This window comes from Pseudenhygromyxa sp. WMMC2535 (genome assembly GCF_011083025.2).
Window position 1 is genome coordinate 7,033,059 of record NZ_JABJWV010000001.1, and the last position, 12,725, is coordinate 7,045,783.

General features: G+C 72.0%; 10 protein-coding genes. 7 read left to right on the forward strand and 3 right to left on the reverse strand.

Annotated elements, in window-relative coordinates:
• Positions 1-37: 37 nt before the first annotated feature.
• The 3 genes from G6O69_RS27350 to G6O69_RS27360 all read left to right on the forward strand — a co-directional run bounded on the left by G6O69_RS27350 (position 38) and on the right by G6O69_RS27360 (position 4,248).
• Positions 38-850 carry a hypothetical protein gene (locus G6O69_RS27350; RefSeq protein ID WP_217909921.1) on the forward strand — a complete coding sequence of 271 codons (813 nt, stop codon included), beginning with the start codon at positions 38-40 and terminating at the stop codon, positions 848-850.
• 149 nt (positions 851-999) lie between these two features.
• Entirely contained in the window at positions 1,000-2,922 is a 1,923-nt protein-coding gene (locus G6O69_RS27355; protein ID WP_172306448.1) for a glutamate-cysteine ligase family protein, read from the forward strand.
• Positions 2,923-3,048: 126 nt separating this feature from the next.
• The gene (locus G6O69_RS27360; RefSeq protein ID WP_172306449.1) at positions 3,049-4,248 is read left to right on the forward strand and encodes a succinylglutamate desuccinylase/aspartoacylase family protein; all 1,200 of its coding nucleotides are present in this window, start codon (positions 3,049-3,051) and stop codon (positions 4,246-4,248) included.
• A 36-nt stretch (positions 4,249-4,284) separates the two neighbouring features.
• Here the strand turns inward: G6O69_RS27360 and G6O69_RS27365 are convergent, their stop codons facing one another.
• Entirely contained in the window at positions 4,285-5,835 is a 1,551-nt protein-coding gene (locus tag G6O69_RS27365; RefSeq protein WP_172306450.1) for a hypothetical protein, read from the reverse strand.
• Between the two features lie 144 nt (positions 5,836-5,979).
• On the opposite strand from G6O69_RS27365, the gene G6O69_RS27370 reads away from it, so the two are divergent.
• Both G6O69_RS27370 and mnmA read left to right on the forward strand, forming a co-directional pair.
• Positions 5,980-7,155 carry a cysteine desulfurase family protein gene (locus G6O69_RS27370; protein WP_172306451.1) on the forward strand — a complete coding sequence of 392 codons (1,176 nt, stop codon included), beginning with the start codon at positions 5,980-5,982 and terminating at the stop codon, positions 7,153-7,155.
• Positions 7,146-8,234: a tRNA 2-thiouridine(34) synthase MnmA gene (gene mnmA / locus G6O69_RS27375; protein WP_172306452.1), complete on the forward strand. Its 1,089-nt coding sequence runs from the start codon at positions 7,146-7,148 to the stop codon at positions 8,232-8,234. Before G6O69_RS27370 ends, mnmA begins: the two co-directional genes overlap by 10 nt.
• Positions 8,235-8,243: 9 nt before the next feature.
• Here mnmA and G6O69_RS27380 read toward each other — a convergent pair whose 3' ends face one another.
• A complete protein-coding gene (locus G6O69_RS27380; RefSeq protein WP_172306453.1) occupies positions 8,244-8,657 on the reverse strand; it encodes a TerB family tellurite resistance protein in 414 nt (137 codons plus the stop codon).
• An 83-nt stretch (positions 8,658-8,740) separates the two neighbouring features.
• Here G6O69_RS27380 and rnc point away from each other — a divergent pair, with 83 nt between their 5' ends.
• Positions 8,741-9,532 carry a ribonuclease III gene (gene rnc, locus G6O69_RS27385; RefSeq protein ID WP_172306454.1) on the forward strand — a complete coding sequence of 264 codons (792 nt, stop codon included), beginning with the start codon at positions 8,741-8,743 and terminating at the stop codon, positions 9,530-9,532.
• Positions 9,533-9,650: 118 nt separating this feature from the next.
• Here rnc and G6O69_RS27390 read toward each other — a convergent pair whose 3' ends face one another.
• A complete protein-coding gene (locus G6O69_RS27390) occupies positions 9,651-11,465 on the reverse strand; it encodes a DUF6178 family protein (protein ID WP_172306455.1) in 1,815 nt (604 codons plus the stop codon).
• An 87-nt stretch (positions 11,466-11,552) separates the two neighbouring features.
• Between G6O69_RS27390 and tilS the strand changes: the two genes are divergently transcribed.
• Entirely contained in the window at positions 11,553-12,608 is a 1,056-nt protein-coding gene (gene tilS / locus G6O69_RS27395; protein ID WP_172306456.1) for a tRNA lysidine(34) synthetase TilS, read from the forward strand.
• The last annotated feature ends 117 nt before the right edge of the window (positions 12,609-12,725 follow it).

Below are 12,725 nucleotides of genomic sequence, written 5' to 3' on the forward strand. Positions count from 1 at the left end.
GCGGGCCGCGGCTGGTCCTTGGACCATTGGTCTGGTGGTGGCAGGATTCGGCGTGCCCTCCATCTCGAGCTCTCCGATCTTCCACGCGCTCTCGCTGTGTCTGCTCGTGCCCGTCGCCGCGAGCCTCGCTTGCAAAGGTGCGGCCAAGGACGAGCCTGGCGAGCAGGCCGCCGCAAAATCTCCAGCGGCCGATGGTGAATCCAAAATCCCGGCCAAGGCGCCCGAGCCCCAGGTTGGCGGCGAGGTGGCGGCGGCGATGACCGAGCACTTCGTCCACGCGGTCCAGCTCGAGCAGGCGGTGATCGACGGCGACCTCGAGGCGGCGAGCGAACACGCGCGCGTGCTCGTCGAGGAGCTGCCCGAAAAATCGCTCCCCGAGGCGTGGCGGCCCCAGCTGAACGCCATGCACGGGGCGGCCAAGGAGGCCGCGGGGGCCGAGGACCTCGCCTCCGCGGGCGTCGCCGCGGGCCGGGTCATGGGGACCTGCGGCACCTGTCACGAGGCGCTGGGCAAGGGCCCGAGCTTCGCTCCGGCCTCGCCGGTACCCGAGGGAGAGGACACGGACACCCGCATGCGTCGCCACCAGTGGGCGGCGCAGCGCATGCGCGAGGGCATGATTGGTCCTTCGGACGAACGCTGGAAACTGGGCGCTGGGGCGGTCTCCGTGGCGCCTCCGGAGCCCTGTCCCATCCCGGACGCGGAGGTCCTCGACGCCGAGACCCTGAAGCTGCGCGAGCGGATCTACGAGGTCGGTGCGCGTGCCCTCGAGACGGAGGGGGCGGACGAGCGCGCGGCGGTCTACGGCGAGTACCTGACCACCTGCGCGGGCTGTCACGTCGGCGGGTGTTGAGCGCAGAGCGTCGCCGCAGTCCATGTCACTGGCCTGAGACCTGGGCCGGGACTGGCCCGAGACGAACCCTGTTCGCGACGCCGCAGGCTCCTCGCTTTGGGCAAACCAGCCTTGCGGTCGGGCGGGGCGCTTGCGTACCGTGAAGGTACATGGGCGAGCACCAGGTCTCCGACGAAGTTGACGACGCCGAGCTCCGGGCTTTCATGCGGGCGATCCTCGCGGATGTGCACGCCCTCGAAGAGCTCATCGACAAGGGGATGATCGAGTCCGGCATCCGGCGGATCGGCGCCGAGCAGGAGATGTTCCTGGTCGACGAGACCCTGTCGGCGGCGCCCGTGGCCACGCAGGTGCTCGAGGCGGCCGACGATCCGCGCCTGACCACCGAGCTCGCCAAGTTCAACCTCGAGGCGAACCTCTCGCCGCAGGACTTTGGCGGCGACTGCCTGCGCAAGCTCGAGGACGAGATCGAGGAGGTCCTCGGCATCGCCCGCGAGGCGGCGCAGCGCAACGGGGCCAAGGTCGTGCTCTCGGGCATCTTGCCGACGCTGCGCAAGCCCGACCTGACCATGGACAACATGACGCCCTTTCCGCGTTACTTCGCCCTCAACAAGGCGATGCAGCGCATGCGCGGCGGGCAGGCCTTCCAGGTCACGATCAAGGGCAAGGACGAGCTCGAGCTCGCCCACGAGAACGTCATGCTGGAGGCGGCCAACACCAGCTTCCAGATTCACTTTCAGTCGAGCGCCGAAGAGTTCGCGCGGCTCTACAACCTCGCCCAGGCGGTCACGGCGCCCGTGCTCGCGGTGGCGGTCAACTCGCCGGTGCTCATGGGCAAGCGGCTGTGGAACGAGACCCGGGTGGCCCTCTTTCACCACTCGGTCGACACGCGCAACGAGGCGCACAAGGCCCGCGGCGGTCGGCCGCGGGTGAGCTTTGGGGATCGCTGGGTCGACGACTCGGTGCTCGAGATCTTCCGCGAGGACATCGCCCGCTTTCGGGTGGTGCTGTCCACGGCCCTCGACGGCGAGGATCCGCTCGAGGCCTTGCGCGCCGGTCGGGTGCCCGAGCTCAAGGCGCTGCGCCTGCACAACGGCACGGTCTATCGCTGGAACCGCGCTTGCTACGGCGTCGTCGACAACGTGCCGCACCTGCGCATCGAGAACCGGGCGCTGCCCGCCGGGCCGAGCGTGCTCGACGAGGTCGCCAACGCCGCGCTCTACTTTGGCCTGCTCTCGGGCCTGGGCGAGCAGGTCCCGGATCTGCGCAAGGTCATGGAGTTCGATGACGCCCGCCACAACTTCTTCTCGGCGGCGCGCTACGGTCTCGACGCGCGGCTGACCTGGATCGGCGGCCGGACCTACGAGGTCTCGGACTTGCTGCAACAGGCGCTGATCCCCCTGGCGCGGGAGGGCCTCGAGCGCCACTCGATCGCCAGCGACGACATCGATCGTTACCTCGGCGTGCTCAGCGACCGCGTCGATCGCATGGTCACCGGTGCGTCGTGGGCGATGACCTCGCTCGCGGCGATGCCGGCCGTCGGCCCCCGGGATGCGCGCTCGCGTGCCCTGGTCAACGCCATGGTCGAGCACCAGCGCGCCAACGAGCCGATCCACAGCTGGCAGCCCGCGGCCTTCGAGAAGGTCAGCGACGTCCGCGACAACTACCTCACGGTCGGGCAGTTCATGACCACGGACCTGCTGACGGTCCACCCCGAGGACCTCGTGGACCTCGCCGCGAGCTTGATGGACTGGGAGCGCATTCGCCACGTCCCCGTGGAGGAGGACGGGCGCCTCGTCGGCTTGATCTCTCACCGGGCCGTGTTACGTCTCGTCGCCCGCGGTCACCTCGATCGGGCCAGGTCCGAGAAGGTGGCGGTGCGAGAGATCATGCGTCCCGATCCGATCACCGTCGCGCCCGAGACCACCACGCTGGAGGTCTTGAGGATCATGCGCGACTACAACATCGGCGCCCTGCCGGTGGTCGATGGGGACACGCTGGCCGGGATCGTGACCGAGCGCGACCTGATCGAGGTGTCCAGCAAGCTGCTCGAGGACTATCTGCGAGGACCCTGAGTGCTTTCGGCCGGGGGGAGCGCTGGATCTGGAACAGGATCGCCCCCCGGCGATCGACCCCCGGCGAGCGGGCCCCCAGCGGGGCTGGCGGGTATTCGCCGCTGGCTGGGCGCGCACACCGGGCAGATGCCCGGGCCGACCATGGTGGTGGTCGGCGGGGTCCACGGGAACGAGCCCGCTGGCGTCCACGCGATCAAGCGAGTGCTGCGCGAGCTCTCGCGCGGGCGGATCCCCGTGCGCGGCCAGCTCCTGGGGCTCGCGGGCAACGTCCGCGCGCTGGCTCGCGGCCAGCGCTTCATGAGCCGCGACCTCAACCGCCGCTGGTATCCCGACCACCTCGCTCGCCTGCGTGATCGCGCCCGCCAGGACGACAGCTCCGAGGACCGAGAACAGCGCGAGCTGCTCAAGATCTTCGATCGCCTCGACGAGCGCTTCGATCACCCGCTGGTGATCATGGATCTGCACAGCTTCTCGGCCGAGGGCCCGCCCTTCTCCGTGGTCGCGGACACCCTGCGCAACCGGCCGATCGCCCTCGACCTGCGCGTGCCGATCATCTTGGGCCTCGAGGAGACCGTGGAGGGCACGATGCTCGGCTACCTCGCGGACCTCGGCCACGTCGCCGTGGGCTTCGAGGCTGGGCAGCACGACGACCCGCGGACGGTGGAGAACCACGTCGCGGCGATCTGGATCGCCATGGTCCGCGCCGGGCTGATCGCCCGCGAAGACCTCCCCGAGCTCGCCGCTCACGAGCGTCGCCTCGATGAGGCCGGGGCTGGGCTCCCGCGCGCCGTCGAGATCGTCTACCGCCACGCGATCGTGCCGGAGGACGAATTTCGCATGGACCCGGGCTTTCACAACTTCCAGGCGCTGCGCCGCAACCAGCGGCTGGCCACCGACCGCGAGGGGGAGGTGCGCTCGCCGAGCGTGGGGCGGATCTTGATGCCGCTCTATCAGGGCCAGGGTGAGGACGGCTTCTTCATCGCCAAGGACCTCGGCGACGCGCGCCTGCAGCTCTCGGTCGCCCTGCGCAAGCTCAAGGTCGACGGCCTGCTGCCCTTCTTGCCCGGGGTCGAGGTCAGCGGCGAGGGCGAGGGGGGAGAACAGCTGGTGATCCGCGGCGCCAAGGATCGGCGGGTGATCAAGGGGGCGCTGCGGATGCTCGGCTATCGCCGCGACGCCGAGACGGAGGGGTCGACGCTGGCGGTCTCGCGCAGGCGCCAGCGCGAGAGCACGCGCCGCGGTCGCGGCGGTGAGCTCGGCGCTCAGCGCTTCGCCTCCGAGGGCGGGGGCAAGAAGCGGGGCGGCGAGGGGGAGGGCGAGGCTTGAAGCCGCGTCCTCGGCCCGCGCCCTGAAGTCGCGCTCTCAGCTCTTGCGCCGCGCCGCCGCGATGATCCGCTGGATCGCCGCGCTCACGGTCGCGCTGAGCTCGGTGACCGAGTGGGGATCGACGGGGTGGGTGGTCCCGTGGGCCCACAGGACCAGGGGGACCTTGCTGCCGACGGTGATCGGCAGCAGCAGCACGTTGCCCCGTAGGCCGCCGAGGGCCTGGGAGAAGGCCTGGTCGATCTTGTCGGTGGTCTGCATCGGCCCAAAGTAGGGCGTCGCGCGCTCGATGGCCGAGGAGAACATCGACTGGCCGGTGCTCGGGATTCGAACCTGGCGGACGGCTTCGACCATCAGGTCTTGGCCGCGGGCGTCGAGGCCCCGCAGCTCGTTGTGGCTGTGCACGAAGAGGATCACCCGGGTGAAGCCGGCGCCGAGGAACTCGAGCAGCAGGTGGGTGATGTCGTCGCGGTCTTGGGCTTGCTCGAGCTGGGGCAAGATCGCCGCGAAGGCCTCGGGGGACAGGGGCGTGGGATCGTCGACGGGGCCGGAGAAGCCCTGCAGCGGCGGGTTCCAGGGGGTGTGGGCGCGGCGGCGAGCGACGCGAGCGGGACCGCGGGGGCGTGGGCTCGGATCGGTCTCCGGTGGCGCGGGCTCGGTGATCGGCCCAGGATCTTCGCTCCCGTCCCCGTTCGTGATCCCCTGCGCCGTCTCGGTGACGCTGGTGGCGACGTCGTCATCGTCGACGGGGATCCCCGTGCCCTCGTCGGTCGCGGGCGGGTAGGTGCCTGCGTGTTGTTGAGGGGCGGGTTGGGCCTGCTGGTAGGGCGCGGCGGGCTGAGCCTGCTGGTAGGGCGCGGCGGGCTGAGCCTGCTGGTAGGGCGCGGCGGGCTGAGCCTGTTGGTAGGGCGCGGCGGGCTGAGCCTGCTGGTAGGGCGCGGCGGGCTGAGCCTGTTGGTAGGGCGCGGCGGGCTGAGCCTGCTGAGCCTGCTGAGCCTGCTGAGCCTGCTGAGCCTGCTGAGCAGGCGCGGCGGGCTGGGCCGCCTGGCGATGGGCGGTCGCTCGCTCCGGGGCCGAGCTGGGCACCGGCACGGCCTCGGTGGTGGGCTGGGGCGCCTGCACCTGGGGAGCTTGGGCTTGGGCTTGGGCGCGCAGGCTGTCGGGGCTGCCGTAGAGCCGCTCGAGAGCGCGGCGCAGATCCGAGGCCGAGGCGACGGCGCGCACGAGATAGGCGCCGGTCTTCGCGGTGACTTCGCGGACCGCCTCTTCGTCGCTGGGGTCGGCCATGGCCACCGTCAGGTTGCCGGTGTCGTCGGCGCTGACGGGGACGAGCTGACGTTCCCAAGCGACGAGTCCGGGGAGGCGAGAGGCGACCTCGGGACCGACGCGTTCGAGGATCGCCCAGCGGACCCGGGGGATCATCAGCTTGCTCGCCAGGAACGCGACGAGGGTGTCCTCGTCAGCGAGCCCGAGCGCGAGGATCGCGTCGATCTGCGAAGTGGAGTGGGTCGCGGCGTGCTCCTTGGCAGCTTCAACCTGCCCTTCGGAGAGCAGGCCCGCGCGCAACATCATGGTTCCGAGCACGCTCATGTTCGTAGCGCAGCGGCGATCATCGGTCTTTCGCCCCCCCGGCGTCAAACTGTGGGCGAACTCGGGTGGCGCGGGCGGGCTTTTGCTGGCCAAGTGCGCAGGGGCGCGCCCCAAGCACCCGCCGTGGTGCTATATGGCGCGGTCGTGATCGACCTCGACCACAACGCCACCACGCCCCTCGACGCCCGCGTGCGCGCGGCCATGATCGAGCTCCTGGGCGATCCGAGCCTCGACGGAAACCCATCGAGCGTCCACGGTCGCGGCCGGCGGGCGCGGGCCGTGGTCGAGGATGCACGCCGCAGCGTGGCCGCGGCCGTCGGCGCGGAGCCCCTGGGGGTCACCTTCACCAGCGGGGGGACCGAGGCAGACGCCCTGGCCATCCTCGGGACGTGCCGGGCCTTGCGCCAGGCCGGGCGACCCTGCGCCCTGGCGAGCTCCAAGCTGGAGCACCCCGCGGTCCGGGGCGCGGGGGAGCTGCTCGCCCGCGAGGGGATCCCCCAGGTCTTCGTGCCCTTCGACGAGCACGGGCGCATCGAGGCGGCGGCCGTCGTCGAGACCCTGCGCGCGCACCCGGAGGTCGGGCTGGTCTCGCTGGCCACGGCCAACAACGAGCTCGGCAACGTCTACGACATCGCGGGGATCGTCGCGGCGGTCCGCGGCCTCCCGGGGCGCGAGCTGCTGGTCCACTCCGACGCGGTCCAGGCCTTCGGCAAGTACCCCGTGGACTTCGCGGCCGCCGACCTCGACCTGATGAGCGTGTCGAGCCACAAGATCCACGGGCCCAAGGGGGTCGGGGCGCTGATCCATCGTCCGCACCTGCGCATCGATCCGCTGTGGATCGGCGGCTCCCAAGAGCGCGGGCGCCGGGTCGGGACCGAGGCGGTCCCGGCGATCCACGGCTTTGGCGTGGCCGCGGGGCTGGTCGCCGCCGAGCTCGACCAGCGCCGGGCTCACGTCGCCGAGCTCCACGCGCAGCTGCTCGCGGGCCTGGCCGAGGTCGCCCCCGGGCACCTGCGCTACGGCGATCCCGATCGCCACCTCGGCAACACCGCCCTCGTCGGCTTCCCGGGCTGCCCGGGGGAGCTGCTGCTCATGAACCTCGACCTCGAGGGCGTCGCCGTGTCCACGGGCTCCGCCTGCAACAGCGGAAAGTTCGCGGCCAGCAAGGTCCTGCTGACCCTGCTGGGCGAGGGGCCGGGGGCCTCGGAGGCGCTGCGCTTCTCCCTGGGCAAGGACAACAGCGCCGCCGAGATCGCGCGGGTGCTCGCGCTCTTGCCCGGGATCGTCGCGCGGGTGCGGGAGGAGAGGGGATGCGCGTAGTTTGTGCGATGTCCGGCGGGGTCGACTCGTCCGTGGCCGCGGCGCTCATGGTCGAGGCCGGCCACGAGGTCGTGGGCCTGACCATGGCGCTCTACGACGCCACCGGTGAGCGCAAGGGCAGGGGCGGGACGTGCTGCTCGCCCGCGGAGATCGATCTCGCGCGGCGGGTCTGCGATCGCCTGGGCGTGCCCCACTACACCGTCGACGAGCGCGAGCGCTTTCAGGCCGCGGTGATCGACGACTTCGCCCGGGAGTACGCGGCTGGGCGCACGCCCAACCCCTGCGCGCGCTGCAATCAGCACGTCAAATTCGGCCCGCTGCTCGCCCGCGCCCGGGCCCTGGGCGCGCACTGGCTGGTCACGGGGCACTACGCCCGGGTCCACGAGGGCGCGCTCTTGCGGGCCGTCGATCACCGCAAGGATCAGAGCTACTTCCTGTTCGCGATGGGCCGCGAGCACCTCGAGCAGGTCCGCTTCCCCCTCGGCGAGTGGACCAAGGAGCAGGTCCGCGACAAGGCCCGGGCCCTGGGCATGCCCAACGCCGACGCCCCCGACAGCCAGGAGCTGTGCTTCGTCCCCGGGGGCGATCACGGCGAGGTCGTCGCGGCGCGGATCCAGGCCATGGGCCTCGACGACAGCTCGCTGGGCGCGGGCGAGATCCGCGACGAAGACGGCCAGGTGCTCGGGGAGCACGGCGGGATCCACCGGATCACCGTCGGCCAGCGCCGCGGCCTGGGCGTGGCCGGCGATCGCCCGCGCTACGTGCTGCGCGTGCTCCCGGACGAGCGCGCCGTGGTCGTCGGTGACGCCGAGTCCCTCGCCGTGCGCGAGCTCGAGGTCGAGGACTTTCAGCCGCTCGTGGACTTGGATCGCTTCGCCGGAGGCATCGACGCGCACGTCCAGATCCGCCACCGCAGCGCGGCCAGCCCCGCTCGCGTCGAGGTCGAGGGCCAGCGCGCGCGGGTGCGCTTCTTGGAGCCCGTGCGGGCGGTGGCGCCGGGTCAGGCGGCGGTGGTCTACGTCGGGGAGCAGCTGCTCGGCGGCGGGTGGATCGCTCGAGGGCTCCCAGACGACCAGTAGAAACCGGGCTCAGATCCCGAGGGTCTCGCTGAGGATGCCCTCGAGATCGTCGAGCTCTTGAAAGTCGACGACGAGGTCGCGGAACTGCTTGTCGGCCAGGCCCATGGCCTCGCCGACCTTGCGAAGGTAGCGGTCCTCGGCGAGATCGATCTCCTCGTCGGACTCGCTGACGGCCGCGACCATCTCGAGGACCTTGCGGCGCTCGGGGCCGAGGTCGGCGAGGCGCTGGCCCGCGGCGGCCACGTCGAAGGCGGCGGGGGAGAAGGACTTGAAGCGCGATTCGATCGCCTCGGGGAGCGCCTCCGCGCCGATCAGCTTGAGCAGCAACTCGCGGATCTTTTGCTTCTCCTGGCCCTCGAGGCGCTTGTCGGCGTAGGCGGCTCCGAGGAGCAGGTCGGTGATGGTCTCGACGTGTTCGTTCATGGCCCTCGTGCGTCTCGGCGGGTTATACCCGATCACCCGTGCGTGGCGCACACCTCGCTGCTTTCGAGGGATAGACTCGTGCGGTGAGTTCGGAGTTGCCCCTGGTCTTGCGCGACCTCCCCGACGTCTGCGAGGGGGACGCCTCCGAGGGGATCGCCGAGCTCGAGGTGCTCATGGATGCCCTGGGCTACCGCTTCGAGCGCGTAGCCTTGCTGCGGGTCGCCCTCACGGTCGGCTCCTGGGCCAACGAGAACCGCGAGGCCGGCTGGCCGAGCAACGCGTGCCTGGAGTTCTTTGGCGACGCGGTCTTGGACCTCGTCGCGGCCGACGCCCTGTGGCGGCGTTTTCCAACCCTCGACGAAGGGCCGCTCACGCGTCTGCGGGCCTCCTTGGTCTCGGAGCGATCGCTCTCGCGGGTGGCCCGTGAGCTCGACCTGGGCCGCTGGCTCCACGTTGGCCGCGGCGACGAGCAGCGCGGCGCCCGTGATCGCGACGGGACCTTGGCCGACGCCCTGGAGGCGGTGCTCGGCGCGGTCTTCCTCGACGCCCGCGCCCGCGGTGAGGACCCGACCCTGGCCGCGGCGCAGGTCTTCGAGCGCCGCTTTGGCCAGCGCGTGCGCACGCTGACGCCCGACGATGGCCTCGATCCCAAGTCGCGGCTCCAGCAGCTGATGCAAGCGGAGCGCAAGCTGACCCCGGTCTATGTGACCGTCGGGGATCCGCCGCCGCCCGAGGACCCGCACTGGCGGGCGCGGGTGGAGCTGCGCCCGCCCGAGGGCGAGGTGGAGATCCTCGGTGAGGGCGAGGGGCGGAGCCTGCGGGCGGCCGAGCGCAGCGCGGCCCAGGTCGCGCTCGAGCGCGCGGACGCGACCTGAACCTGAACCGCGTCCGCGCAGCCTGAGCCGCGTCAGCGCGACCCGAGTCGCGCGAGCGTGCCGGCGCGGATCGGGCCCACTCGAGCGCGCTTCTGGCTCGAGCGAGGCGAGGCCCAGCTCAGGCCGAGGTCCGCAGCCACACGCCGACGTGCTGGATGGTCAGCAGCCCGGCGACCTTGGTGAGGTCGACGAGGCCGTCCTCGTGGCGCTCGAGGCCGGCGAGCTCGACGGCGAGGCGGGCGAGGACGAGCTCGGAGACGGCGGCGGCGTGGTCGCCGACGCCGAGGGCCTCGGCGCGGGTCTGGAGCGCCGCGATCAGGGCGGGGACGGGGCGGCTGTTGCCGTCGAGCAGGTTGTCGGCGGCCCAGGCGAGATCGTCGGGCGTCAGCGGGCGCAGGCCGGGGGCGCTGGGCGTGCCCGGGAGCTGCTCGAGGATCAGCGAGGTGCGGACGAGATCGCCCAGGTGCAGGCGCTCGGGCTCGTCGACGCGCTCGAGCCAGATCGGGTCGACGGCGTAGCCGGCCGGGGCGAAGGTCAGCTGGGCCAGGGCTCCGGCCTCGCCGATCAGCGCGGTCGCCCGGGCGAGGTCGTCGAGGCCGCGCAGCGGGCGGGAGTCGGCGCTCTTGCCCTCGACGGGGAGCTCTGGATACCAGCGCGAGAGGCTGGCCAGGGCCGGGCCCCAGGGGCGGTCGAGCAGTGAGCCGACGCGGCGCAGCGAGACCTGGCCGGCGCGGTGCAGGGCCAGGGCGGCCTTGCGCAGCTTGGCCAGCGGGCCGTAGCCGAAGCGAAAGAGCTGGCGCAGGCCGACGGCGCGGACGCGGGCGGCGATGAAGGCCTCGGGGTCGTCCGCGGGCGAGCCAGCCAGGAGCATCTCGCAGGCGAGGTTGAGGGTGCCCTGGGCCTGGCCGACGGCGCGCTGCTGGAGGGCCTCGTCGCCGGGTTCGAAGCGCTGCGCCGCCATGAGCTCGTTGGCGAGGAGCAAGAACTCGCGCAGGCGCAGGTCGTACTCGGCGTCGTCGAGGCGCGCGAGCACCCGACGGAGCACGTCGCGGGCCTCGCCGAGGCTAGCAGGGGGCAGGTTGCCGGTGGGCGGCACGTGGGTCTGGGGCCGGGGCTTCGCGGCTGCTTTTTTGTCGCTGTCCGTGTCGCTCGAGTCCGTGTCGCTCGAGTCCGTGTCGCTCGAGTCGAGGTCGTCGCGGACGATGGCGTCGCGGGCCAGGGGGGAGAACAGGCGCATGGCCTCCTCCCAGTCGGGGAAGCCGAGGTCGGCAAGGCGACCCTTTCGCCAGCGCAGCAGATCTTCTTCGAGCTCGGCGTGGAGGCTCCACTTGATCGCGCTGATCAGCTTGCGCCCCTCGGTGATGCTGTCGGCGTAGATCGCCTCGAGCACGCGCAGGGCCATGCGCCCGAGCTCGTTGTCGGGCACGCCGACCACGAAGAAGCCGTCGGGGGTCTCCCAGGTGCGCAGCGCGGCCATGTCCTCGAGCACGCGCTGGCGGGCCTCGTCGTCGTCGGGCTCGTCGAGCTCGGCGATGGCCGTGGCCGCGGCGTTGGCCAGGACCCACAGCTCGGGCTCGGTCGAGAGCATCAGCTCGACGAGCTCGCCGCGCTCGGCCTGACCCTCGCGGTAGGCGTCGACGATGCGGTCGAGCCACTCGCGGGCCCGGGCCACGGCGATGCGGTCGCGCTCCCAGGCGTCGAGGTCGAAGACGCCGACGATCTGCGCCGGGCTGGCGTAGCGAAGCACGAGGTCGAGGCGGTTCTCGGCGCGGAGCTTGCGGGCGACGGTCACGAAGCTCTGCACGGGCAGGGCCGCGACCACCTCGGGTGCGTCGTCGCGCTCGTCGAGGCTGATCGGCTCGTCGATGACGAGCTGGATCTCCTCGACGGGGTAGGGGATGGGGGCGACGTCGCGCGGGTCCGGTCCGGTCACGGCGCCCAGGGTAGACCTCCCCTCGGCCGTGGCAAATCAGCCGCTGGCCAGGTGGGCGGGCGCGGGGGAGCACGTATGATGAGCGCCTTGTTCGACCCTCGGCGCCCACCTCACGACCCCGCGCTCGCCGACGCCCTCGGCCGCGTGCGGCGGGCGCTCGTGGAGCTCGTGGAGCTCGAGAGGCCGCGCCGCCTGCACCTGGCCTGCTCTGGCGGGGCGGACTCGATGGCGACCCTGGGCCTGCTCACGCTGCTGCGCCGCAGCGAGGACCTGGCGATCAGCGTCGGCCATGTCGATCACGGCCTGCGCTCGAGCTCGGCCGACGAGGCCCGGCAGGTCTCGGCGATCGCCGAGGGTCTGGGCTTCCCCGTGCGGGTCAGCACGCTCGCCCTCGAGCCCGGCCCGGGCCTCCCGGCGCGGGCTCGGCAGATGCGACGGCGCGCGCTGCTGGACCAGGCGGACGAGCTCGGCGCCGAGATCGTCGTGCTCGCGCACTCGGCCACGGATCAAGCCGAGACCATGCTCATGCACATGACCCGGGGCTGCGGCCTCGAGGGGGTCTCGGCCATGGCCACCCGAGACGGGCGCTGGCTGCGGCCGGTCCTCCAGCTCACGCGCGCGCAGCTGCGCGACCTCGCCCGGCGCCTCGAGCTGCCCTTCGTCGACGATCCCACCAACGAAGATCTCACCCACCTGCGCGTGTGGCTGCGCGAGGCCGTGCTCCCGCCGCTGCGCGAGCGCAACCCGAGGATCGATCGCGCCTTCGTCGAGCTCGCGGAGCAGGCCCGCGAGGCAGAGATCGCGCTCGACGCCTGGGCTCGGCGAGAGGTCGACGCCCGCGTTCTCCCGGATGGTGGCTGGCATCTGGCGTCCTTCGAGCAGCTCCCGCGCGCGGTGAGGACGCGCGCGCTGCGGATCATCTGCGATCGCGCCGGCGCCGATCTCTCCGAGCTCCGCCGCCGCGTCCTCGTGGCCATGGAGGAGGCGGCTCTAAATATGGCTCAGGCCCTCGCCTCGGGTCCTGGCGCCCCGCGGCCGGCTCCCCGCGGCTGGGACCTCGCGCCCGCGCTGCGCTTGTCGATCTCCAAAAACGGGGTTCATCTTCGGCCCCAGAGCCAACCAACAGGGGAGGGCGCCCTTTGACCGCCTTTGGCGCCAGGGCTATGCTCCCCAGCACGTTCGGGGCCGAACAACGGGCAGAGTCGGCCGATCCGTGCGCTACAACGGCACATGCGGGATGAACCCGCCGGGGCCCCGAGA